We start from the raw sequence: 24,000 nt of genomic DNA on the forward strand, positions 1-24,000 counted from the left end.
AGGAAAGCAAAATGCCTCCGACGGGCTACGGGCATTTCCGACAATCCTCGGACAGCCCTTCGCGTGCAGGAGAACGATCGTGGGTCAGGAGCCTGCCGCACCCAGGCGACGCTCCCGTCACCACGGCGGTGCTCCGAGAAGGGGATCCGTCATGCACCACTTCGCCTCGCGCCTGGTCAAGTCCGTGGCGCTCACCGCGGCACTGGGCCTCGCGACCGCCACAGGAGCTGCAGCCCACGAGTGCTACAACGCCAGCCGCTCCGACAAGGGCAACGAGATGGCCGGCTCCAAGTCCCAGGCCTGGTTCACGCTTCACGTCTCGGACATCATCGCCGGGGAGGTGGCAGAGGACATGTACGACGCAGAGACCGGCGAGTGCATCCTCGGGGAGCTCGAAGCCAGCGGAGTCCCCGCGTCGTTCACCATCAAGATCCGTGCCGGCAAGGACGGTCTCGTCGGCGGTCCCAACAACGCGGACGGCCACGGCATCGACCACATCTTCCCGGCCTACGGCGACTCGATCATCGGCGCCTACGACACCTGCGGTGTCGAGCCGCCCATGTAAAGACGCGGGGGGCGGTGGCGGGTGGCCGGGACAGGGTCGGTCACCCGTCACTCGTCCACCAGCACACAGGCCACGGACCGACGATGGGGCGACGGCGGGCGGCGCGTGGTGAGGACACGGCATACGGGCACGTAGTCTTGGCTCTCGTGGCCACCGACTTCACCCAAGAGATCAAGGACCTGCGCACGACGATGACCTCCGTGCGCGAGGTCACCGACCTGACCGCGCTCGAGGCCCAGATCAGCGACCTCGAGAGCCAGGCGGCGGCCCCCGACCTCTGGGACGACCAGGAGAAGGCGCAGGCGGTCACCTCCGCCCTCTCCCGGGCCAAGGCCGAGTTCGACCGCGTCACCGGCATGGACGCCCGCATCGACGACCTCGAGGTCCTCGTCGAGATGGGCCAGGAGGAGAACGACGCCGAGACCCTCGCCGAGGCCGAGAAGGAGCTCGTCAAGGTCAAGAAGGCCGTCGGCGAGCTCGAGGTGCGCACCCTGCTGTCCGGTGAGTGGGACGAGCGCGAGGCCGTCGTGACGATCCGCGCCGGCGCCGGTGGCGTCGACGCCGCGGACTTCGCCGAGATGCTCATGCGCATGTACCTCCGCTGGGCCGAGCGCCACGGCTACCCGACCAAGGTCATGGACACGTCCTACGCCGAGGAGGCCGGCATCAAGTCGGCGACCTTCGAGGTCAACGTCCCCTATGCCTACGGCAACCTCTCCGTCGAGGGCGGCACGCACCGCCTCGTGAGGATCAGCCCCTTCGACAACCAGGGTCGCCGTCAGACGAGCTTCGCCGCCGTCGAGGTCATCCCCCTCATCGAGCAGACCGACTCCATCGACATCCCCGAGAACGAGCTCAAGATCGACGTCTTCCGCTCATCAGGCCCCGGCGGCCAGTCGGTCAACACGACCGACTCCGCGGTGCGCATGACCCACATCCCCACGGGCACGGTCGTCTCGATGCAGAACGAGAAGTCGCAGATCCAGAACCGCGCCGCCGCGCTGCGCGTCATGCAGTCCCGCCTCCTCCTGCTCAAGCGCGCCGAGGAGGCCGCCGAGCGCAAGGAGCTCGCCGGTGACGTCAAGGCGAGCTGGGGCGACCAGATGCGCTCCTACGTCCTCAACCCCTACCAGATGGTCAAGGACCTGCGGACCGAGTACGAGACCGGCAACCCCACCGCGGTCTTCGACGGCGACATCGACGGCTTCATCGAGGCCGGCATCCGCTGGCAGATCGCCGAGCGCAAGGCCGAGGACTGAGTCCCGTAGCGGGGCAGTGGATCTGACGGGAGCAACCCATGACGTATGCCGTGGAGCCACCTCCCGGGGGACCGGTCGACTGGGGCGCGTGGTCCCGTGACCTCGCCGCCACGATCCGGTCGCTCGCCGACGGCGACTCCGTCACCGTCACGGTCTCGGAGTTCCCGCGACCGCACCTCGTGCGCAAGGCGAGGTTCTTCGGGGTCATCCCGGCCCGCTACGAGGACATGGCTCCGTGGGTGCGGGTGCGGCGGGACGAGGACCACGCCGTCTGCGAGCTCGTCGGCAGCGAGGAGTTCGGCGGCGACTTCTTCTTCAGCCCCGACGAGGAGTCGACGCTGGCGGAGATCGGGTGGCGCGAGCCCGGACCGATCTCCATGGAGGAGCGGGTCTGGAACCGGTGGTTCCCCGACGACGTGACGCAGACGGCATACCTCTCGAGGGACGACGCGCAGGCGGCGGCCGAGCTCGTGACCCGCACCCTGCGCGACGTCGTCTACGCCGCCGAGGCGTGACACAGACGCCGTCCCAAAGGGCCATGACCGGTAGTTGACACCCTCGAGACTACCGCGCTGAAACCAGCGAATTCTGCTGTGCAACAGCGGAATTCACCTTCCCGATTTTGTGTGCCGGCAGCGGTGCGAGCCGCGCCGTCCCGAAGTCCTTGTCCCCCTCTTGCAGCCGGACCTACGTTGCAGCCAGTCCCACCACAACGAGGTGGGGGACGACGAAAGGGGAAGGTATGAACAAGATCCTCCGTCGGTCCGTCTTCGCAGCAACTGCGGGGGCGGCCCTGGCCGGGGCCACCTTGGTCGCGGCGCCGGCACAGGCGTTCACGTCGAGCAGCTCCGTCTACGTCGGTGGCACGAACTACTACGTCAAGGCGTGGTCGTGCAACCTCTACTGGAGCTCGTGCAGCTGGGACGCCGAGACCTCGATGTCCAACTCGAAGAGCTTCACCCACCGCGGTGACGTCAAGGCCAACGGCATCAGCGTCTCGATCACGATCTCCGCCGACGCGGGTGCCACGATCACCGGCAACTCGACCACATTGGCGACGGCCAGGGAGTCGGGCTACGGCCGCTACAACTACATGGCCGGCGTCGCCCGCCCCAGCGTGTTCTCGGTCTCCGTCGCGTCGCGTTCGCGCCTCGACACCGCCGCAGCCGACCCCAGCTCCGGCTGGACCACTTGGTGACGATGAGCTCGACACCGGGCCCCCTCCCCGCAATGGAGGGGGCCCGGCCCTCGGCAAGCCTACGGCCGCACGGCGTCCGTCGGCTCGTCGGAGCCGCCCTCGTGGCGGCCGTCGTGGCCTCGCTCACCGCCTGCCGACCGAGTTCGGACGACGAGGGCGGTGCGGCCGCGCCCGGGGCCGCAGTCGCCGGCGCGTCCTTCCGCTCCTCGAACGGCCTCTACTTCCCGCCCGAGCTCTGGAGCGCCGTGGGGGAGTCCCGCGAGGCCGGCATGCTCCGGGCACTCGCCACCGCCCAGGCCGGTGGCGCCCTCGACCGCACCCCGTGGGCGGCGAAGGACACCCCCGCCCTGCTCGCCGACGAGTCCTCGCCCCTCGAGGCGGCGTGGCTCGTGGCGCAGGGCTCCGAACCGGTGGGTGCCGGTTCGGGGGACGGGTCCACGCCACCGACCGGGTGGGCCCTGGCGATCGCCTCGGGCGAGTGGCTGCAGGTGTGGATGGCCGACGACCTTGACCGCGCCCGCGGGGGGCGAGCCGTCCTCTCGGCTGCCGACCGCAGCCGACTGGAGGCGGCCCGCACGGGGGCGGACGCACTCGGGCAGCACGTCGCGGCCGCGGTCCTCGCTCGCCGGGACGGTGTCTCCGGCGCGCCCTTGCCCACCCTTCCCGAGCGCGCCCGCACCGACAGCCCTCGCGAGGCGGCGCTGCTGCTCATGCTCCGCGGACTCGGGGGTGAGCCGCCGGAGGTCCACAACGCGGGCCTCGTCCCGAGCCTTCTCGCGGCTGCCCGCACCGACGACTGGGTGCTCTACTACCTCACCCGGGCCTATGCCGCCGCCGGCCGCCTCGAGACTGCCCGCGCGGTGCTCGCCCGCTTCGACTCACGCCGGGTCCTGCCCGACGGGTCCGTGCTCGAGGTGCCCGAGTTCAACGGCTCGGTCGGCTCGACCTTCCGCATGGTCCGCTACCACTCCGGACGACAGGACCTCGACGACTTCCTCGGCAAGGGTGGCCGCGCGGAGCTCGCCCGCACCCTCTCCGGGCAGCGCGCGGTCGACGCACTGCACGGCCTCGCCGTCACCGCCACCCTCGCGCTGCTCGACCCGGCGTCGGTCCCTGCCGACGAACGGCAGAAGGTGGTCGACGAGGCCGTCACCACACTCGTGCCCGGGACCGGTCCCATGACGCTGGAGCAGGCTGTGGCCTGGACCCAGCTGGCGGAGTACGCCCGGGCGCTGGCCGTGCCGATGCCCTACCGCGGACTCGCCCCCACCGCCGTCACCCGGTGGCAGGAGGTCAGCCCCGACGTGGCCGCCCCGACCCTCGCCAGGTTCCTCCGGGCGAGGGGCGTCGCCGCCAAGGAGGACCGGCAGGTCGCGGCGCTGCTGCCCGTGCTCCGCAAGGGCCTCACGAGCCGGCCGGCCGCCGAGATCGAGAGCTCCATCCTCGTCACCGGCTCCCTCGCGCTGCACGACATCGAGGGGGCATGGCCACTCGCGCCCTCGGTGGTCTCGGCCGCCCTCCGGGGTCGTTGGGGTGGGTGCCGCGGAGACTTCGACGGCTACCTCCGCGAGTCCGCGGCCTCCTCGTCGGTGTGCAACGTCGACGACTCGTATGCCGCGCTGGACCTGCCGGACGCCCTCCCGTCGGCCGCCTCGGCCGCCGAGGCCGCCCCCTCCGTCGGAGGCGTGGCGTGATGTCCTCGCGCACGCGATCGCTCGCCGGGCTCGCCGTGCTCCTCCTCGGTCTCAGCGGCTGCGGCTCCGACGCGCCCCCGCCCGAGGTGTCCGTGGCGTGCCCCGCCGGCACGGTCGAGGTGACCGTGACGAACCGGGCCAGCGAGGTCGAGCGCTACACCGTCCACGTGGCCTTCGAGCGGGCCGGCGACACCGAGCGCGAGGCCTACTCCTCGAACGACGTGGACCCCGGTGCGACCGCCATCGTCACCGACTCCCGACCGGACGAACCAGAGACCTGCTCCATCGAGAGAACCGAGGTGTTCCGATGAACCTGCTTCCTCCCGCGCTCGCTCGTCGGGCCTTGCGCACCCTGGGCGCGGCCGGCGTCCTCCTCGTCGTCGGGCTCGGGACGACGGCGTGCACGAGCGCGGATCCCGCGCCCGCCCCTGCGGTCTCCCGCACGACCGACGACGCCGCGGCGAACGACGCGCTCTACCGGTGCCTCATGGACCAGGGCTTCGCGGTGACGCGCGGCGCCGGGGGGGCCATCGAGTTCAAGGACCCCGAGGACACGCAGGGGGCGAGCTACACGACGGCACGCAGCCAGTGCCTGCGCGACCTCGAGGCCGACGGCACGGTCGTCGCCGCCGGGGCGAGCCTCACCGCGCAGTACGCATCGATGTCGCGCCTCCACGCCTGCCTCACCACCAAGGGGATCACGATGGCGGCCTGGCCGACGGAGGCGGTCTTCGTCGAGAAGGACGGCGCCTTCAACGTGCTGTCCGCGGCCGAGGAGGTCACGATGGAGCGCGCCGCCGGGCTGTGCCCCGACGAGGTCGCGGCCCTCGAGGCGCAGTGATGCGCGCGACCGCGCGGCTGGGACGCCGACTCGCCGGCGTCGTGGCGCTCCTCGTCATCCCGGGCACGGCCTTCGTCGCCGGCCGCAGCAGCCTCGCCGGTGTCGAGCGGGCGAGCGCCGGCGTCGTCGCCGGCCCGGCCGCCGTCGAGTGGACCGTCAAGCAGGAGCGGGTCGGCCGGACCCTCAGGCTGCCGGCGACGCTCCGCCTCGTGGACAGTCCCGGACCGCTCGTGGGTGTGGCAGGCATGCTCACCGCGCTGCCTCCCTCGCAGGGCCGGACCGTCTCCTCCGGCGACGTCGTGGCCGAGGTGGACCTGCACCCGATCGTGGCGGGGCAGGGCACCGTGCCGGCCTTCCGCCCGCTCCAGGTGGGCACCGTCGGGCCGGACGTCGCGCAGCTGCGTCGCTTCCTCTGCACCGAGAAGGTGCTCACGTCCTGCGCTGCCAGCACGACGTTCTCGCCGGCCGTGCGCTCCGCGGTCAAGGCCTGGCAGAAGTCGCTGGGGGTCACGCAGACCGGTGTCGTCCAGCCCTCGGAGGTCATGTGGCTCCCGGAGCTGCCGGCTCGGGTACGGCCGGCCACGACGGCCGCCGTCGGCAACCGGGTGACCGCCGACGACAGGCCCGTGCTCACCGCTGGTGGCGCGCCGACTCTCGACGTCCGCGTCACGCCCGCCCAAGCCAAGCTGGTGCCACCGGGTGCACCTCTGACACTGGGCCAGGTGACGGGTCGGGTGACCGGCGCCTCCGCAGCCGTCTCGTCCGGTCCGGACGCCGAGCAGGCTGAGCAGGCCATGACCCTCGACGTCGCCGGTCCGGACGGCCGGGAACCCTTGTGCGCCAGCGCCGGTCCGTGCGCGTCGCTTCTCGGGTCGGCGCTGAGCAGGAGCGTCACGGTCGACGTCGCGGTCGTCCCGTCGCGCACCGGCACGGGAGTCCCGGTGCGCGCCGTCCTCACCGGTGCCGACGGAGCGACATATGTGCGCGGCGTCGACGGCACCCGAAGGCCCGTCACCGTGGAGGCGACGGCCGGTGGGCTGTCGATCGTCACCGGGCTGCGCGTGGGGGAGCGGATCCTCGTCAACGAGGCTCCCCGTGGCTGAGACCGTCGTCGTCCCCGTGGCTGAGCACACGGGCGCGCCGAGGGTCGTCGCCAGGGACCTCACCTACGGCTACCGGCGTGACGTCCCCGTCCTCGACGGGGTCGACCTCGATCTGCGGCCCGGTGAGGTCGTGGCGCTGACCGGACCCTCCGGCCGGGGCAAGAGCACCCTGCTCTACCTCCTCGCCGGACTGCTCCGGCCGTGGTCGGGGACGGTCCGGCTCGACGGCGTCGACCTCGGCGAGCTGGCTGACGCGGAGCGCTCGCTGCTGCGGGCCCGGACCTGTGGCTTCGTCTTCCAGGACGTCGTCCTCGACCCGCGTCGCCGCATCCTCGACTCCGTCCTCGAACCCGCCCGGTATGCCGGCCACCCACCGAAGCGGTGGGTTCCACGTGCGCTCGGTCTGCTCGAGTCGATGGGGGTCGCCCTCCAGGCGGACGCGCGCCCCGGCGAGGTTTCCGGCGGCCAGGCCCAGCGCATCGGTGTGTGTCGTGCGCTGCTCATGGAACCCGGCGTCGTCTTCGCCGACGAACCGACGGGGAACCTCGACCATGCGTCCGCCGAGGCGGTCCTCGACGCGCTCGACGGAGCGGCCCGCCGTGGCGCCGTCGTCGTCATCGCCACGCACGACGACCGTGTCGTCGACCGCTGCACCTCCAGGGTCGTGCTGTCGTGAGGCCGGCGGCGATCCTCGGCGAGGCCTGGTCGAGCGCGCTCGCCTCGCGCGCCTTCTCCATCCTCTTCGGGGGGCTCGCCGGCGCGGTCGTCCTCGCGGTCGTCCTGCTCACCGCGCAGGTGCAGGCGCAGCGGGAGTCCGTGCGCGTCGCCTTCGAGCGTGAGCAGTTCCGCACCGTCGTGCTGGTCGACAACCAGGACAAGGGCGTGCTGCCGCCGGAGATGCCGAGCCGGGTCTCGTCTCTCTCGACGGTGACCAGGGCGTGGTCGTCGTCCGAGGCGTTCGAGGTGAGCAACGGCAGCCTGGCGGAGGGGGCGCGGGCGTCGGCACACATGCTCGAGGCCGACTGGTCGCGGTTGCCGATCACCCTCACGAGCGGGCGCCTCCCGAACGGCCCCGACGAGGCGGTCGTCGACGACGGCAGTGCAGCCGCGCTCGGCATCGACTCCACCGGGGGCTGGGTGCACGACGACCTCGGGCGCGCGTGGAGCGTCGTGGGCTCCTTCGTGCCCGACCACGAGCGCGCGCCCAGGTCGGTCCTCGTGCCGTGGTCCGGCACGACGCCGCCGCGCTCGGTGACGGTCGTGGCCGGCTCGGCCGCCGACGTCGACGCGACCGTGAGCAGTGCGGCCGGACTCGCCGACGTCACGGGCCCGACCGACCTCACGGTCGAGCGCTCCACCGACGCGGCAGCCATCGGCGGTGACGTCAGGTCGACCGTGGAGGCGTGGGCGGTCGTCATCGTCGCCACCGTCATGGGCGCGGGTGTCCTCGTCCTCGGCCTGCTGTCCCTGCTCATGGTGCACAGCCGCCGGCAGGAGTTCGGACGGCGTCGCGCCCTCGGAGCCGGACGCGGCGCGATCGTGGGACTCGTCGTGGCCCAGGGCGTCCTCGTCATCGCGCTCGGTGCCGTGGCCGGAGCCGCGGCCGGGTCAGCCGTCGGGTGGGCCCTCTGGGCACAGCTCGTCGATCCCTCGCTCCTGGCGGCCCTCGTCGTCGCCACGGTGGCGCTGGCCGTCTCGGCACAGGTCCCCTCCGCGGTCCTCGCCGGCCTGCGCGACCCGGTTCGCGTGCTGCGAACCGCCTGACGTCACTCGAAGGGGCTGTCGATCCATCCCCGGGCTGCAGCCCGCAGGGCGAGGTCGAAGCGGCTCCGCGCATCGAGGGTCACCGCGATGCCGGCGACGACGCGGCGCACCGTGCGCGTGGACTGGCCGGTGGCGCGGGCGATGGCCTCGTCCTTGTGGCCGAGCGCGAGCATGTTGAGGATCGCGAGCTCCATCGGCCGGGGCCCGTCGAGCGGTGACGGTGGCACCTTCGCCGTGAGCGGCTGGGAGTCCTTCCAGACGAGCTCGAAGAGGCTGTGGAAGAGATGGACGATGCTGCTGTGCTCGACGACGACGGCACCCTCGGCGGCCACCTCCGAGTCGAGCGGGATGACCGCAACCCGACGGTCGAAGACGAGCAGCCGTGTCGGGAGGGTGGGTCGGGTGCGGATCTTCACCCCCATGCTCACCGAGTCGAGGAGGTGGTGGGCCACGGCAGCGTCACGGTAGAAGGCCTCGATGCAGATCATCCGCAGCGTGACGCCGCGCTCGAGCAGGCCCTGGTCGAGTCCTCGACCCTCCGCGGCCGCCTCGACGGAAGGCTGGGTCGTGACGAAGGAGCAGACCTCGTCGCGCACGTCCCGGCCGAGCTCGGCGAGGCGCTCCATGACCTGCTCGCGCCGGTGCAGCGTGACGATGCCCGGACTGTCCAGGTGCAGGCCGGTCCCGCCGAAGACTCCGGACAGACGGTCGACGAGCAGCCGTGCGTCGGCCAGCTCGTCCATGTGGAAGGACGCGAGCTTCTCGCGCTCGGCGAGCAGGCCCCCGAGAGCGGCCCGTGGGTGGATGAGCCGCCACCCGGGTTCCTCGTCGTCGGAGGGAGAGATGACACCGAGGTTGACGAGGTGGTCGAGGCTGGTGCGGACGACCTTCTCGTCGAGCCCGCAGACCGCGGCGATGCCTGCCGCGTCGAGCCACTGCTGGGCGACGACGGCCTCGAGGACCGCGATGAGCACGTCGCCCCGGACGTCGCCCCGCCCGAACGTCTCCGTTGGCCCCGGCCGCATGCGGTCATGGTAGGCGATCACCGTCCGGGCGACGTGGCGCCCGGACGGTGTCGGGGCGTCGCCGCCGGCCCCGGGTCAGGTCCGGGTCACCAGCAGACGACGCAGAAGCCGTTGACGCCGGAGAGTGCGCCCTGGAGGGCGACGAGGATGTCGGCGAAGGACGGCGTGAAGGCGAGGGTGGAGAAGAAGGCCATGTCGTGATTCCCCTTGCTGGTGGTGGTGATGGCTGTGGTGAGGATGGTGCAGCGTCAGCGTCACACCCGGCCCGGCGGCCCGCTGACGTTTGGCTGTCCGCTAACGGCTTGTCCACTTCCGGCAATGGCTACAGCGAGCAAACCTCGCCGCACCACACATGCCCGTCCCGCGGAGTGGCCTCACGTCACATGGGCACGGACCGGGCGCGCGAGGATGCTGACGCCCATGCGCCCGACAACGACGTCTCCACGCACCCTCCTGGCGGCCGTGGCCGCCCTCGCCACGACCCTGACCCTCACGGTCGCCGCACCCCAGGCCTCGGCCGACCGGGCGAGCGACAAGCCCGGTGGCGGCCACTGCGCCCGCCAGTCCAAGATCGCCGTCCCCGGCGCCGAGATGCAGAAGGTCGCCTGCCTCGACGACCTCACGACGGCGAGCACCGTCGTCACCGGTCACAGCAAGGCCGCCGACTTCGCCGGCCTGCACACGCCCGGCACGGTCAACCCGACGGGCATCCCCGGCATCCAGGTCGACGGCTACTTCCCGGACACCTCGACGACGAACACGAACAACGGCTGGAACCACGACAGCCAGTTCGTCATCCGCATCCCGGACGACTGGAACGGCGGCCTCGTCGTCACGGGCGCACCGGGCAACCGCACGCAGTACGCCAACGACTTCATCTGGTCGGACTGGGTGCTCTCCAAGGGCTATGCCTTCGCGAGCACCGACAAGGGCAACATCGGCCTCAACTTCTTCGACGACGGCTCGGCGCCGGGCGGCAGTGTGCGCGAGTGGAACTCGCGCGTCACCGAGCTCACCGTCGCGACCAAGAAGGTCCTCCAGCAGGTCCGCGCGAGCAAGCCGAAGCACACGTGGATGGCCGGCATCTCCAACGGCGGGTACCTCGTCCGCTGGCAGCTCGAGAACCGCCCCGACCTCTACGACGGCGGCCTCGACTGGGAGGGCACGCTCTTCCGCGCGGACGGCCCGAACCTCCTCACCTACCTGCCGACCGCGCTCAAGCACTACCCCTCGTATGCCGCCACCGGCAGTCCCGAGGCCCACGCGGCGATGATCGCGGCCGGCTTCGCCCCCGGCAGCGAGTTCCTGTGGCCCTTCCACCACCAGGTCTACTGGGACCTCACGCAGCGGATCTACCGCGAGGAGTTCGACCCGACCTTCGACGGTGACACCAAGGCGGGAACGCCCTACTGCGCCAGCGGAACTCCGCAGTGCGACGCCGACTACGACTACGCGAGCCGCCCGGCGTCGGTCAAGGAGGCGGTCCGCTCGGTCGAGCTCACCGGCCGGATCGGCAAGCAGCTCATCACGGTCCACGGCGACATGGACACCCTGCTGCCGATCGGCACCGACTCCGACGTCTACGACGAGCTCATCGACGACGCCGGCAAGGGCGACCTGCACCGCTACTACCGCGTCGAGGACGGCACCCACACCGACGCGCTCGTGCCGGCGTTCCCGGACCGCCTGCGTCCGCTCCTGCCGTGCGCCCGCTCCGGGTTCGACGCCCTCACTTCGTGGGTCGAGGACGGCACCACCCCGCCGGCCGACGCCACCGTGACCCGGCCGACCTCGGGCGACCTGCTCCACACCTGCGCCCTGTCCTGACCCCCGACCCCGGGATGAACGACTGATTGCCCTTTTCGTCCCGAACCGGGACCGCGAGCGGACCGCGGCGGCGGACGAAATGGGCAATCAGTCGCGGGTGGGGGTGCTGGAATCGGCAGTCAGTCGATGGGCTGCTCGAGGCCGAGCGGGTCCTTCTCGTCGTGCTTGGCGACCGTCGTCCGCAGCTCGGTGTGCGGCATGAGCGCGACGGCGACGAGCGTGACGACCGCGACCGCGGCGGCGATGAGGAAGATGTGGCCGGTGCTGTCGCCGTAGGCGTGACGGACGATCGTGATGACCTGCTCCGGCAGCGCGCTCAGGTCGAGGCTCCCGCCGCCACCGCTCGTGTCGGCGGGCACCGGGAGCTTCGCGTCGCGCAGCCCGGTGGCGATGTGGTCGCCGACCCGGCTCGCGAGCACGGCGCCGAGGACGGCGATCCCGACCGTGCCGCCGAGCGAGCGGAAGAAGCTGACGACGCCGCTCGCCGCCCCGATGTCGCGCACGTCGACGGTGTTCTGGACGACGAGCACGAGGTTCTGCATGAGCGTGCCCTGCCCGAGGCCCATGAGGACCATGTAGGCAGACAGGTGCCAGATGGGCGTGGTGTGGTCGGTCGGGCCCATGAGCGCCAGGCCGGCGATGAGGACGACCGTGCCGACGAGCATCCAGGGCTTCCAGATGCCGGTGCGGGTGATGAGCTGCCCGGACACGGTGGCGCCGACCATGCTGCCGAGGATGAGGGGCAGCATGAGGAGCCCGGCCTCGGTCGGCGAGAAGCCCTGCGCCACCTGGAAGAACTGGCTGAGGAAGACCGACGTGCCGAACTGCGCGATACCGACGGCGATGCTCGCGATGATGGCGAGGGTCGTCGTGCGCTCGAGGAGGATCTTCGGCGGGATGAGCGGCTCGGGGTGGCGGCGCTCGACGAACACGAGGGCGACGACGGCGAGCGCGGTCGGGACGAGGAACTCGGCCGTCTCGACGGAGACCCAGTCGAAGCTGCGCCCGGCGAACGAGACCCAGATGAGCGGCAGGCTCGCGGCGATGGAGATGAGGACCGCGCCCCACCAGTCGATCCGCACCCGGCGCCGGACGTGCTGGAGGTGGAGGAACTTCTGGAGCATCGCGAGGCCGAGCAGAGAGATCGGCACGGCGGCCCAGAAGCACCAGCGCCAGCCGACGCTGTCGACGAGCAGACCTCCGAGGAGCGGGCCCGAGACCGTGGCGACGGCCATGACGGCAGCCATGTAGCCGCTGTAGCGACCGCGCTCACGCGGCGGGATGATCGAGCCCATGATCGCCTGGGCGAGGGCCATGAGGCCGCCGACGCCAAGGCCCTGGAGCGAGCGGGCGCCGAGCAGCTGCGGCACGTTCTGGGCGAAGCCCGCGGCGAGCGATCCCAGGAGGAAGAGCACGCCCGAGACCTGCACGAGGAGCTTCTTGTCGAAGAGGTCCGCGAGCTTGGACCAGATCGGGCTCGAGACGGTCATCGCGAGCAGGGTCGTCGTGACGACCCAGGTGTAGGAGGTCTGGCTGCCCTGGAGGTCGCCGATGATCGTCGGCAGGGCGGTGCTGACGATGGTCGAGCTCACCATGGCCACGAAGAGCATGGAGAGCAGGCCGGTGAGGACCTCGAGCACCTCCTTGTGGCTGAGCTCGGGTTCCCGGGTGAGGGTGGGGGAGGCGGTGGCGGTCATGCGGGTCCTTGGGTGTCGGTGCGCGAGTCGGTGTCGTCGCTGTCGTCGGCGGTGGCGGTGCGCGGGTCGGTGTTGTCCGTGTTGTCGGTGTCGTCGGTGTCGAGGGCGGTGCTGGTCCGGGACCGCACCGCGGGGGAGGAGCCACCGAGCGCGGGGATGATGTGGTCGGTGATCTCGTCGAGGGTGCGGGCCGCGCCGGTCGCGGTCTCGGCGTCCCAGTCGGTAAAGTGCTCACGCATCCGCTCGACGTAGGCCAGGCGCAGAGACGCGAGGCGGGCGCGGCCCTCCTGGGTGAGCGAGACGAGCTCGGCCCGGCCGTCCGCCGGGTCCCTGCGCCGTTCGACGAGGCCCTCGGCGGTGAGGGAGACGAGCTGCCGGCTGATGACCGAGGGTCCGACGTGCAGGCGCTCGGCGATGAAGCCCGAGCGCGCGTCGCCGTGGTCCTCGAGGACCTTGAGCAGCGTGACGTCGGTCGGCGACAGGCCTCCCGGCAGCTGCAGCCAGAGGTGCGACGCCGCCCGCAGCGAGCGGGTGAGCCGGAACAGGCTCGAGGCGAAGAGCTCGAACTCGTCGCCGGCGAGGGATTGCTTGACCATGTCAACCATTGAACTCCCTTTGGTTGCGTCAAGCAACTTCATAGACCCAGCGGCCACGGGTGTTACACGCCGTCCTGCCACGAGGTGCCACGAGGGCACAGGTGCGGAACCTATGCTCGGGGCGATCCCACCCCCGAGCCCTGAGGCCTGCCACCAGCGATGATTCGGTTCGACAACGTCACCAAGGTCTATCCGAGGTCGACCCGGCCCGCGCTCTCCGATGTCAACGTCAACGTCGAGCGCGGCGAGTTCGTCTTCGTCGTCGGGCCGTCCGGCTCCGGCAAGTCCACGCTGCTCCGGCTCGCGCTGCGTGAGGAGCGGGCGACGTCGGGCACGGTCCTCGTCGCGGGCCAGGACCTCGGGTCGCTCTCGGCGCGCAAGGTCCCGCGCTTCCGTCGCGAGATCGGCGCCGTCTTCCAGGACTTCCGCCTCCTGCCCGGCAAGACCGTGGACCAGAACGTCGCCTTCGCGCTCCAGGTCATCGGCAAGCCGTCGTCGGCCATCCGCCAGCTCGTCCCGGAGACCCTCGAGATGGTCGGGCTCGAGGGCAAGGGCAAGCGACTTCCGCACCAGCTCTCCGGTGGTGAGCAGCAGCGCGTCGCCATCGCCCGGGCGATCGTCAACAAGCCGCAGATCCTCCTGTGCGACGAGCCGACCGGCAACCTCGACCCCAAGATCAGCCTCGACATCGTCCACCTCCTCGACCGCGTCAACCGGACGGGCACGACGGTGGTCATGGCGACGCACGACGCCGACACGGTCAACCAGCTCCGCCGCCGGGTCGTCCAGCTCGACGAGGGCCGGATCGTGCGCGACGAGCAGCACGGCACCTACCTCGCGCCCGTGGTCCCGGAGGAGTCCCCGGTCGAGGACCCCGAGGCCGTCGAGGACGCGGAGGTCGCCGAGGAGATCGGCGACCTCGACCCCGAGCGGTTCGGAGGGGAGGACCGATGAGGGCCGGGTTCATCGCCGGCGAGGTCTGGTCGGGCCTGCGGCGCAACCTCTCGATGGCCCTCTCGGTCATCCTCGTGACGATGGTGTCGATGTTCCTGCTCGGCCTCGGGCTGCTCGCCCAGCGGCAGGCCGACACGATGAAGGGCTACTGGTACGACCGCATCCAGGTCTCGATCTACCTCTGCACCGACAACTCGCTCCAGCCCAACTGCCAGGGCCAGGCCGCGACCGAGGCGCAGGAGCAGAGCATCAGGACCCAGCTCGAGGCACTGCCCGAGGTCAAGGCGGTCTTCCAGGAGTCCGAGGAACAGGCGTTCGAGCGCTTCAAGGAGCAGTTCCGCAACAGCCCCATCACCGGCAACGTCCAGCTCGGGGACATCCCGCAGAGCTTCCGCGTCCAGCTCTCGGACCCGACGAAGTATGCCGTCGTCACGAGCCAGTTCGAACGCGCACCAGGGGTCGCGAGCGTCCAGGACCAGGAGAAGGTCCTCAAGCGGTTCTTCCAGATCATCAACTGGATCACCGGCTTCTCGGTCTTCCTCGCCGGCCTCATGGTCATCTGCGCGACGCTGCTCATGGCGACGACGATCCGGCAGGCTGCCTTCATCCGACGGCGAGAGATCGGGATCATGCGTCTCGTCGGCGCCTCGAACTGGACGATCCGTATGCCGTTCATCCTCGAGATGCTCGTCGTGGCCACGCTCGGCGTGGCGCTCGCGGTCGGGATGCTCTGGGTCGGGCTGAGGCTCATCTTCAACGCCGGCTTCAACCAGGTGGTCCTCAACAAGGCGCTCATCGGCGCCGGCGACGTCTGGGCGCTCACGCCCTGGCTCTTCGGCGGGGTCATCTTCATCGCCGTGCTCACGAGCGTCGTCACCCTGCGCCGCTACCTGCGCGTCTGAGCCGCTCGGGCCTGCTCGGCCCGCTCGGCTCCGCTCGGCCCCGCTCGGACCGTCGAAGTCCGCCCGGCACCCCGCACGAAAAGCGGCGATTCGCCAGCGCGGCGGTGACTAGTCAGCCACCATGGAGGTGGCCCCTCGGCGCCACGTGGACGAGCCGCCACCCGACATCCGGGCCAGGACCTTGCCCGGAAATGTTCCCAAACGGAGGTGACTCGTGTTACCAATGGTGACCATGTGGCGAACCCCTGCGCCCCGCACCGCCTCCGCGCGCCGAGTGACCGGCATGTCGGTGGCCCTGCTGGCCTCCCTCGCCATGGTGGCCCCGGTCTCGGCCTCGCCGAGTGCCGACCCCGACCCGTCGAAGCAGAAGCGCAGCGTCGACGCGCAGATCAACCAGCTGCGTGAGGACCTCCACGAGACCAACGCCGACCTCGCCAACGCCTACATCGCTCTGCGCACGACCCAGGCCCGGCTCCCCGGTGCCCAGGCGGCGCTGACGCAGGCCCAGGCGGCCGCATCGCGGGCCGAGGTCGCCAACGCCATGGCCGCCCAGGAGCTCGAGGTCGCGCAGGCCAACGAGACCAAGGCGCAGGACGAGCTCGCCGCCACGAGCAAGGAGATCCGCGAGAGCCGTGGCCAGGTGGCCCAGTTCGCCGCGCAGATCTACCAGGAGCAGGGCTTCGGCGAGCTCGACATGGCAATGACGTCGACGACGCCGCAGCAGTTCGCCGACCGCATCGCCCTCATCGGCACCGTCATGGACCTCCAGGGCCAGTCGATGGTCAAGCTGGCGACGGCCAAGGCATCGCAGACGGCGCAGGAGGACCACCTCTCGGCCCTGCGCGCCGACTCCGAGAAGGCCAAGCGCAAGGCCGAGGCGACGCTGTCGGCCGCCAACGCCGCGCGTGACCGGGCCACGGCCGCCAAGGCCGCCCTCGACGCGCTCGCCGCGCAGCAGACCAGGCAGGCGGCCACCGTCAAGGCACAGTCCGTCGCCGAGCAGGGACGTCTCGCCGCGGCCCAGGCGGAGTCCGCCCGACTCGGCGCCGTCATCAAGGCCCGCGCCGCCGCAGCCCTGCGCGCCGCGAAGATCCGTGCTGCCGCCAACGCCAAGGCCAAGGCCGACGCCGCGGCCCGCGCCGCTCGCAACAAGAGCAAGGGTGGCGGGGGGTCCAGCAGCGGCTCGAGTGGCTCCAGCGGCTCCAGCGCAGGCTCGAGCGGCGGACCGCTCAGCGCACCCACGACCAAGGGTTGGATCAGCTCCGAGTTCGGCATGCGGTTCCACCCGATCCAGCACGTGTGGCGCCTGCACAGCGGTCGCGACTACGCCGCTCCCTGCGGGACGCCGATCAAGGCGGCCGCAGCGGGCACCGTCATCGAGGCCGGCTACAACAGCGGCTACGGCTACCGCGTCATCATCGACCACGGGGTCATCGGCGGCGTCCACCTGGCGACGACCTACAACCACCTCCGCTCGATCAAGACCCACGGCGGCCGCGTGGGTCGCGGCACCGTCGTCGGCTACGAGGGCTCCACCGGCAACTCCAACGGATGCCACCTCCACTTCGAGGTCTACGAGGACGGCAACTTCGTCGACCCGCGCAACTACCTCTGAGGCGTGCTCGCCACACCGCGGGGCGCCGTGCGAACACAGGCGCGCGGACGGCATACGCTGACGTAGCGTGTCGCACGAACTCGAGGAGGTGGGCGTCCATGGCAAAGGCCGGGAGAAAGAAGCAGGATGACGGGCGCAAGCTCGTCGCCAGCAACCGCAAGGCGCGCCACGACTACCTCATCGAGGACACCTACGAGGCCGGTCTCGTGCTCATGGGCACCGAGGTCAAGGCGCTGCGGATGGGGCGCGCGAGCCTCGTCGACGGGTGGGCGAGCTTCAGCGGTGACGAGCTGTGGCTCGAGGGGGTGCACATCCCGGAGTACGTCTCGGGGACGTGGACCAACCACACGCCGCGACGCCGTCGCAAGCTCCTGCTCCACCGCAAGGAGCTCACCAAGATCCTCCAGGCGACCCGCGAGAGCGGGCACACGATCGTCCCGCTCCAGCTGTACTTCAAGGACGGCCGGGCCAAGGTCGAGATCGCGGTCGCCAAGGGCAAGAAGGAGTACGACAAGCGCCACGCACTGCGTGAGCGCCAGGACCGTCGTGAGACCGAGCGCGCGCTCGGCACCTACAGGGGGTAGCCAGTGACCGGTCGGCTTCGGAGCTGGGCGGCGGCGCTGGCCGCTGCCGCATGCCTCGCCATCCCGCTCGGAGCCACCCTCGGCGTGCCCACGGCGTCCGCCTCACCGGCGTCGGTCGTCGGCTTCGTCCCGATGGACGACGACGCCGCCGCCTTCAACGTCGCGTATGCCGTCCAGGAGGACGGATCGATGAAGGTCACCCAGCGCATCCGCTGGGACTTCCCGGACGGCGAGGAGCGCCACGGGATCTACCGCACCATCCAGACCCGCGCCGGCTACCAGGACTCGACGACGCAGTACCGCCACTACGAGCTGTCCGACGTCGAGGTCACGTCGCCGACGGGTGCGCCGACCGACACCGACATCTCCGACTTCGGGGCCTACGAGCAGGTGCGGATCGGCAGCCCCGACGAGACGGTCGAGGGGGTGCACGAGTACGTCCTCACCTACTCGCTCGCCCACGTCGTCAACGACATCGGCGACGGCACCGCCGAGCTCTACTACAACCACATCGACCCCTCGAACGAGTACGCCTACCGCAACGTCAGCGCCGACGTGACCGGTCCGGTCCCCGCGACGCAGGTCGCCTGCTACTGGGGTGCGCTCCAGGAGGACACGACGTGCACCGGGACGGCCGGTGCGACCTCGCGCTTCACCATCCCCGACATCTCGCCCGGGCAGGGCGCGACGATCGTCGTGTCCTGGCCGCGCACCGCGTTCGGCGACCTCACCCCGGACCTGCGCGAGACCGGCGACGACGGCGCCTTCGGCGGCGGCTACGACCCGGGGCCCTCGCTCACGCCGGAGCAGAGTGGCTACCTCGGCGCCGCCCTCGCCGGCAGCGGCGTGCTCCTGCCCCTGCTCGCCGGCGGACTCATGGGGCTGCTCGTGTGGACCCGGGGCCGTGACGAGGTCTACGCCGGACTCACGCCGGGCCTGTCGCCGGGCGTGGGGGAGAGTGCCCCGGTGGTGCGCGGCGGCGCGCCGACGGTGGCAGTGCAGTTCAACCCGCCGCCCGGAGTCCAGCCCGGCATGGTCGGCACGATCATGGACGAGAAGGCCGACGTCGTCGACGTCACGGCCACGCTCATCGACCTCGCGGTCCGCGGCCACCTCACGATCACCAACGAGGAGCGCGGTCGCTTCCGCAGCGACGACTGGATCCTGCGCCGCCAGACCCCTCCCGCCGGCGCCGCGGCTCTCGCACCCTACGAGCAGCGGCTGCTCGACGGCGTCTTCTCGACGGCCGACGAGACCCGGCTGTCGGCGCTCAAGAACCACTTCTCGAGCACGCTCAAGCAGGTCCAGTCGATGATGTACACCGAGGCCGTCCAGCGGCACTGGTTCCGGCGCTCGCCGGACGCCCAGCGCGCGGGCTGGGTCGGTCTCGGCTTCCTCGTCATGGGGCTCGGCGTCCTCGCACTCTTCTTCGGCACGGGTGCGCTGGGGGCGCTCGGTGGTGGCGCCCTTGTCGCCAAGGGCTGGGTCTTCGGCATCGGCCTCATCGTCGCCGGGCTCATCGTCCAGCTCCTCGGTCGCCGGATGGCCTCCCGCACCGCCGAGGGAAGCGCCGTGCTCGCCCAGTCCCAGGGCTTCGAGCGCTACATCGCGACCGCGGAGGCCAACCAGATCCGTTGGGAGGAGGCGCAGGACGTCTTCTCGCGGTTCCTGCCCTACGCCATCGTCTTCGGCCTCGCCGACCGGTGGGCGACGGTCTTCGAGGAGGTCGCGACCGCCGCGGCCGCAGCGGGCCACGTCATCGCCGCGCCGACCTGGTACGCCGGGCCGATCACGGGATGGAACTTCGGACATGTCGCCTCGAGCATGGACTCCTTCTCGACCCAGGCGGCCGGCACCTTCGTCTCGACACCGGGCTCGTCCGGCGGCTCGGGCCTCGGCGGCGGTGGGTTCTCGGGCGGCGGTGGCTTCTCCGGTGGCGGTGGCGGCGGAGGCGGCGGCGGGTCCTGGTAGGCATGCGGACGGCATACGCGGACATTTCGCCACGTCCTAGCACCCGATCGAGGGCCGTCATGTGGTGGCCTGAGGACATGACCAAGAAGATCGCGTTTCTCACCGCCCCCGAAGGCATCGAGCGGGTCGAGCTCACCGACCCCTGGGACTCCGTCACCGGCGCCGGCCACTCGGCCACGCTGCTCAGCACCGAGTCCGGCACGGTGCAGACCTTCGACCACCTCGACAAGGCTGAGACCCGGCCGGTCGACGGACTCGTCAAGGACGCGTCGGTCGACGACTACGACGCGCTCGTCCTGCCCGGTGGCGTCGCGAACCCCGACGCGCTGCGCATGGACGCCGACGCCGTCGCGTTCGTGAAGGCGTTCGTCGAGTCGGGCAAGCCCGTCGCCGCCATCTGCCACGCGCCGTGGACCCTCGTCGAGGCCGGGGTCCTCGAGGGCCGCACCCTCGCCTCGTGGCCGAGTCTGCAGACCGACATCCGCAACGCCGGCGGCACGTGGAAGGACGAGGAGGTCGTCGTCGACGACAACCTCATCACGAGCCGCAACCCCGACGACATCCCCGCGTTCACCAAGGCGCTGCTCGACGCCGTCGGCTGAGCCCCCCCGCGAACGACGAAGGACCGGCCCCCTCCCTGTGGGGGCCGGTCCTCCGTATGCCGTGTGGCGCCTCAGTTCTTGAAGGCGTCCTTGATCTTCTCGCCGGCCTGCTTGATGTCGGCCTTGGACTGGTCCGCGCGACCCTCGGCCTCGAGGCGCTCGTTGTCCGTCGCCTTGCCGGTGGCCTCCTTGGCCTTGCCGCTGGCGTCCTCGGACATGTTGTCGATCTTGTCTCCGATACCCATGGTGAAGCTCCTTGGTGTTGCGGATGAGGGATCTGCATCGACTGGGGGCGCCGCTCCTTGACGCCGGGGATGCTCCTTCACGCTAGCCGATCGAGAGCACCAGAAGGAGATCTCCGCCCTCCACTTGTTGGTGACCGCCGATGGCGAGGCGCTCGACCGTGCCGGACGAGGGCGCGGTGATGCTGGCCTCCATCTTCATCGCCTCGATCGTCGCGACGACGGCGCCCGCCTCGACCGTGTCTCCCTCGGCGACGTTGGGGGTGACCACGCCGGCGAAGGGCGCGGGAACGTGGGCCGGGTTGCCGGGCTCGGCCTTCTCGGCGGCCTTGACGTCGACCTTGATCGCGTTGTCGCGCACCGTGATCGGGCGGAACTGTCCGTTGAGGGTGCACATCACGGTGCGCATGCCCTTGGCGTCGGCCTCACCGATCGAGGAGATGCCCAGGAGGAGCCGCTTGCCGGCCTCGATCTCGACCTCGTACTCGCGAGACTGGTCGAGGCCGTGGAGGAACTCGACCGTGCCGAGCACGGACAGGTCGCCGAAGCGCTCGCGCGAGGAGAGGAAGTCCTTCGTCGGCCCGGGGAAGAGCAGCTCGTTGAGGGTGGCGCGGGGGTGGGCCTCGAGCGCCTGCTCTTGCTCGGTGGTGAGCTCGGTGACGCGCGGCTTGCCCTGGCGGCCTTGGAGCGCCTTGGTGCGGAACGGCTCGGGCCAGCCACCCGGCGGGTCGCCGAGCTCGCCCTCGAGGAAGCCGATGACCGAGTCGGGGATGTCGTAGCGGGTCGGGTTCTCCTCGAAGTCCGCCGGGTCGGCTCCGGCGCCGACGAGCGCGAGCGCGAGGTCGCCGACGACCTTGCTGCTCGGGGTCACCTTGACGATGTTGCCGAGGATGCGGTTCGCCGCGGCATAGGTGTCCTCGATGTCCTCGAACCGGTCACCGAGCCCGAGGGCGATCGCCTGCTGGCGCAGGTTTGAGAGCTGCCCGCCCGGGATTTCGTGGAAGTAGACACGGCCGGTGGGGGAGGGCAGCCCGGACTCGAAGGGGGCGTAGAGCTGGCGCACGGCCTCCCAGTAGGGCTCGAGCGCGAAGACGTGGTCGATGTCGAGACCGGTCGGGCGGTCGGTGCCGTCGGTGGCGGCGACGAGGGCCGAGAGTGACGGCTGGCTCGTCGTGCCCGCCATCGCCGCGCAGGCCGCGTCGACGGCGTCCACCCCGGCGTCGATGGCGGCGAGCAGCGTGCCGACCTGGCCGCCGGCGGTGTCGTGCGTGTGCAGGTGGACCGGCAGGTCGAACCGCTCGCGCAGCGCCGTGACGAGGGTGCGGGCGGCGGGCGCCCGCAGCAGCCCGGCCATGTCCTTGATGGCGAGGACGTGGGCGCCGGTGTCGACGATCTCCTCGGCGAGGCGGAGGTAGTAGTCGAGCGTGTAGAGCTGCTCGCCCGGGTCGCTGAGGTTGCCGGTGTAGCAGAGCGCGACCTCGGCGACCGCCGTGCCGGTGTCGAGCACCGCCTCGACGGCGGGGCGCATCTGGCTCACGTCGTTGAGCGAGTCGAAGATGCGGAAGATGTCGAGCCCTGACCGCGCGGCCTCGTGGACGAACGCGTCGGTGACCTTGGTGGGGTAGGGCGTGTAGCCGACGGTGTTGCGACCGCGCAGGAGCATCTGGAGCGGGATGTTGGGCATCGCCTCCCGCAGCAGCGCGAGCCGCTCCCAAGGGTCCTCGCTGAGGAAGCGTAGGGCCACGTCGTAGGTCGCGCCGCCCCAGGCCTCCATCGACAGCAGCTCGGGGGTGAGCCGCGAGACGTGCCCGGCGACGTGGAGCAGGTCGCGGGTGCGCATCCGGGTGGCGAGCAGCGACTGGTGCGCGTCGCGGAAGGTGGTGTCGGTGACGGCGACCTCGGTGCGCTCGCGCAGGCGCCGCGAGAACTCGGCCGGGCCGACCCGCTGGAGCAGGTCCCGCGAGCCGGGCGGCACGGGGGAGTCGAGGTCGAGCACGGGTAGCTTGGCGCGGGGCCGCACGCGGGTGCGCGCCGGACCGTGTGGCTGGTTGACCGTGACGTCGGCGAGGTAGGTGAGCAGCTTGGTGCCCCGGTCGGCGGGCGTGCGCGCGTTGAGCAGCTCGGGGCGCTCGTCGATGAACGACGTCGTCGCCCGACCGGCCTGGAAGACGGGGTCTGCGAGGACGCCCTCGAGGAAGCGGATGTTGGTGGAGACGCCACGGATCCTGAACTCCGCCAACGCCCTTCGCGCGCGCCGGACCGCCATGGGGAAGTCGCGCCCGCGGCAGGTGAGCTTGACGAGCATCGAGTCGAAGTGCGCCGAGACGCGAGCCCCGACGAAGACCGTGCCGCCGTCGAGCCGCACCCCGCCGCCGCCCGCCGAGCGGTAGACGGTGATGGTGCCGGCGTCGGGGCGGAAGCCGTTGGCCGGGTCCTCGGTGGTGATCCGGCACTGCAGGGCGAAGCCGCGCAGCCGGATGTCCTCCTGGCGCAGGTCGAGGTCGGTGAAGTCCTCGCCCGAGGCGATGCGCATCTGCGAGACGACGAGGTCGACGTCGGTGACCTCCTCGGTCACGGTGTGCTCGACCTGGATGCGCGGGTTCATCTCGATGAAGACGTAGCGACCGTCCTGTCCGAGGAGGAACTCGACGGTGCCGGCGTTGACGTATCCGATCTCGCGCGCGAACCGCACGGCGTCGGCGCACATCCGTTCGCGGGTCTCGGGGTCGAGGTTGGGGGCGGGGGCGATCTCGACGACCTTCTGGTGGCGGCGCTGCAGCGAGCAGTCGCGCTCGAAGAGGTGGAGGACGCCGGCCTCGCCTCCGGTGCCGTCGCTGAGGACCTGGACCTCGATGTGCCGCGGGTCGACCACGGCCTCCTCGATGTAGAGCGTCGGGTCGCCGAAGGCGGCGTCGGCCTCGCGCTGGGCCGCCTCGAGCGCCTCGCGAAGCGCCGACGGCTCCTCGACCCGGCGCATGCCACGCCCACCGCCGCCGGAGACCGCCTTGACGAAGACGGGGAAACCGATGTCGGCCGCAGCGGCCTCGAGCGCGTCGAGGTCGGTGCCCGCCTCGGACCCGCGCAGCGTCGGCAGCCCGGCGGCGCGGGCGGCGGCGATCGCCTTGGCCTTGTTGCCGGTGAGGTGCAGGACCTCGGCCGGCGGGCCGATGAAGGTGATGCCGTTGGCCGCGCACTCCTCGGCGAGCAGCGGATTCTCGGAGAGGAAGCCGTAGCCGGGGTAGATCGCGTCGGCGCCGCACTCGACCGCGACGCGCACGATGTTCTCGTGGTCGAGGTAGGCGCGGACCGGGTGGCCCTCCTCGCCGATCTGGTAGGACTCGTCGGCCTTGAGCCGGTGCTCGCTGTTGCGGTCCTCGTGCGGGAAGACGGCGACTGTCTTCGCACCGAGCTCGGTGGCGGCGCGGAACGCGCGGACGGCGATCTCGCCCCGGTTGGCGACAAGAACCTTGCGGAACACGGCATACCTCCGTCGGAAGGAGCGGCTTTCGCGAAAGCGTAGTGACCGACCAGCCCGTGAGACCGTTCGCCCACAGTGCGGAC

General features: G+C 71.1%; 22 protein-coding genes. 17 read left to right on the forward strand and 5 right to left on the reverse strand.

Features of this window, described 5'->3' with window-relative positions:
* Positions 1 to 151: 151 nt before the first annotated feature.
* The 10 genes from N798_RS16225 (at position 152) to N798_RS16270 (ending at position 8,424) form a co-directional block, all read left to right on the forward strand.
* Positions 152 to 565, forward strand: coding sequence for a hypothetical protein (locus tag N798_RS16225; RefSeq protein WP_035950624.1), 414 nt, complete (start codon positions 152 to 154; stop codon positions 563 to 565).
* Positions 566 to 711: 146 nt separating this feature from the next.
* A complete protein-coding gene (prfB, locus tag N798_RS16230; RefSeq protein WP_035950627.1) occupies positions 712 to 1,824 on the forward strand; it encodes a peptide chain release factor 2 in 1,113 nt (370 codons plus the stop codon).
* Positions 1,825 to 1,862: 38 nt separating this feature from the next.
* Positions 1,863 to 2,339: a TY-Chap domain-containing protein gene (locus tag N798_RS16235; RefSeq protein ID WP_035950629.1), complete on the forward strand. Its 477-nt coding sequence runs from the start codon at positions 1,863 to 1,865 to the stop codon at positions 2,337 to 2,339.
* Positions 2,340 to 2,566: 227 nt separating this feature from the next.
* The gene (locus N798_RS17625; RefSeq protein ID WP_052117464.1) at positions 2,567 to 3,022 is read left to right on the forward strand and encodes a hypothetical protein; all 456 of its coding nucleotides are present in this window, start codon (positions 2,567 to 2,569) and stop codon (positions 3,020 to 3,022) included.
* 101 nt (positions 3,023 to 3,123) lie between these two features.
* The gene (locus N798_RS16245) at positions 3,124 to 4,716 is read left to right on the forward strand and encodes a hypothetical protein (RefSeq protein ID WP_156971783.1); all 1,593 of its coding nucleotides are present in this window, start codon (positions 3,124 to 3,126) and stop codon (positions 4,714 to 4,716) included.
* Positions 4,716 to 5,027: a hypothetical protein gene (locus N798_RS16250; protein WP_035950632.1), complete on the forward strand. Its 312-nt coding sequence runs from the start codon at positions 4,716 to 4,718 to the stop codon at positions 5,025 to 5,027. The genes N798_RS16245 and N798_RS16250 overlap by 1 nt, the downstream gene beginning before the upstream one ends.
* The gene (locus N798_RS16255) at positions 5,024 to 5,557 is read left to right on the forward strand and encodes a hypothetical protein (RefSeq protein WP_035950634.1); all 534 of its coding nucleotides are present in this window, start codon (positions 5,024 to 5,026) and stop codon (positions 5,555 to 5,557) included. The genes N798_RS16250 and N798_RS16255 overlap by 4 nt, the downstream gene beginning before the upstream one ends.
* Positions 5,557 to 6,660 carry a peptidoglycan-binding protein gene (locus N798_RS18820; protein WP_156971784.1) on the forward strand — a complete coding sequence of 368 codons (1,104 nt, stop codon included), beginning with the start codon at positions 5,557 to 5,559 and terminating at the stop codon, positions 6,658 to 6,660. Before N798_RS16255 ends, N798_RS18820 begins: the two co-directional genes overlap by 1 nt.
* A complete protein-coding gene (locus N798_RS16265; protein WP_229708314.1) occupies positions 6,653 to 7,336 on the forward strand; it encodes an ABC transporter ATP-binding protein in 684 nt (227 codons plus the stop codon). The genes N798_RS18820 and N798_RS16265 overlap by 8 nt, the downstream gene beginning before the upstream one ends.
* Positions 7,333 to 8,424, forward strand: coding sequence for an FtsX-like permease family protein (locus tag N798_RS16270; protein ID WP_035950636.1), 1,092 nt, complete (start codon positions 7,333 to 7,335; stop codon positions 8,422 to 8,424). Before N798_RS16265 ends, N798_RS16270 begins: the two co-directional genes overlap by 4 nt.
* A gap of 2 nt (positions 8,425 to 8,426) precedes the next feature.
* Here the strand turns inward: N798_RS16270 and N798_RS16275 are convergent, their stop codons facing one another.
* Complete coding sequence (locus tag N798_RS16275) at positions 8,427 to 9,449, reverse strand: helix-turn-helix domain-containing protein (RefSeq protein ID WP_156971785.1); 1,023 nt, start codon at positions 9,447 to 9,449, stop codon at positions 8,427 to 8,429.
* A gap of 420 nt (positions 9,450 to 9,869) precedes the next feature.
* On the opposite strand from N798_RS16275, the gene N798_RS16280 reads away from it, so the two are divergent.
* Positions 9,870 to 11,276, forward strand: coding sequence for a D-(-)-3-hydroxybutyrate oligomer hydrolase (locus N798_RS16280; protein WP_229708313.1), 1,407 nt, complete (start codon positions 9,870 to 9,872; stop codon positions 11,274 to 11,276).
* A 119-nt stretch (positions 11,277 to 11,395) separates the two neighbouring features.
* Here the strand turns inward: N798_RS16280 and N798_RS16285 are convergent, their stop codons facing one another.
* Both N798_RS16285 and N798_RS17635 read right to left on the reverse strand, forming a co-directional pair.
* On the reverse strand, positions 11,396 to 12,973 hold the full coding sequence (locus N798_RS16285; RefSeq protein ID WP_035950641.1) for an MDR family MFS transporter: 1,578 nt from the start codon (positions 12,971 to 12,973) through the stop codon (positions 11,396 to 11,398).
* Positions 12,970 to 13,569, reverse strand: a complete 600-nt coding sequence (locus N798_RS17635; RefSeq protein ID WP_052117466.1) for a MarR family winged helix-turn-helix transcriptional regulator — start codon at positions 13,567 to 13,569, stop codon at positions 12,970 to 12,972. The genes N798_RS16285 and N798_RS17635 overlap by 4 nt, the downstream gene beginning before the upstream one ends.
* Before the next feature lie 159 nt (positions 13,570 to 13,728).
* Between N798_RS17635 and ftsE the strand changes: the two genes are divergently transcribed.
* From ftsE to N798_RS16320, 6 genes are all read left to right on the forward strand, one after another.
* On the forward strand, positions 13,729 to 14,523 hold the full coding sequence (ftsE, locus tag N798_RS16295) for a cell division ATP-binding protein FtsE (protein ID WP_084100918.1): 795 nt from the start codon (positions 13,729 to 13,731) through the stop codon (positions 14,521 to 14,523).
* Positions 14,520 to 15,425: a permease-like cell division protein FtsX gene (ftsX, locus tag N798_RS16300; RefSeq protein ID WP_035950642.1), complete on the forward strand. Its 906-nt coding sequence runs from the start codon at positions 14,520 to 14,522 to the stop codon at positions 15,423 to 15,425. Before ftsE ends, ftsX begins: the two co-directional genes overlap by 4 nt.
* Before the next feature lie 283 nt (positions 15,426 to 15,708).
* Entirely contained in the window at positions 15,709 to 17,040 is a 1,332-nt protein-coding gene (locus N798_RS18825) for a M23 family metallopeptidase (RefSeq protein ID WP_035950644.1), read from the forward strand.
* 98 nt (positions 17,041 to 17,138) lie between these two features.
* Entirely contained in the window at positions 17,139 to 17,624 is a 486-nt protein-coding gene (smpB, locus tag N798_RS16310; protein WP_035950647.1) for an SsrA-binding protein SmpB, read from the forward strand.
* Between the two features lie 3 nt (positions 17,625 to 17,627).
* Positions 17,628 to 19,595: a DUF2207 domain-containing protein gene (locus tag N798_RS16315; protein ID WP_229708311.1), complete on the forward strand. Its 1,968-nt coding sequence runs from the start codon at positions 17,628 to 17,630 to the stop codon at positions 19,593 to 19,595.
* A gap of 77 nt (positions 19,596 to 19,672) precedes the next feature.
* Positions 19,673 to 20,197, forward strand: a complete 525-nt coding sequence (locus N798_RS16320; protein WP_035950735.1) for a type 1 glutamine amidotransferase domain-containing protein — start codon at positions 19,673 to 19,675, stop codon at positions 20,195 to 20,197.
* Between the two features lie 71 nt (positions 20,198 to 20,268).
* Here the strand turns inward: N798_RS16320 and N798_RS16325 are convergent, their stop codons facing one another.
* Together N798_RS16325 and N798_RS16330 are read right to left on the reverse strand one after the other, a co-directional pair.
* Positions 20,269 to 20,442: a CsbD family protein gene (locus N798_RS16325; RefSeq protein ID WP_035950650.1), complete on the reverse strand. Its 174-nt coding sequence runs from the start codon at positions 20,440 to 20,442 to the stop codon at positions 20,269 to 20,271.
* A gap of 82 nt (positions 20,443 to 20,524) precedes the next feature.
* Positions 20,525 to 23,917, reverse strand: coding sequence for a pyruvate carboxylase (locus N798_RS16330; protein WP_035950653.1), 3,393 nt, complete (start codon positions 23,915 to 23,917; stop codon positions 20,525 to 20,527).
* Between the last annotated feature and the right edge of the window lie 83 nt (positions 23,918 to 24,000).

Source organism: Knoellia flava TL1, assembly GCF_000768675.1.
Lineage (GTDB): Bacteria > Actinomycetota > Actinomycetes > Actinomycetales > Dermatophilaceae > Knoellia > Knoellia flava.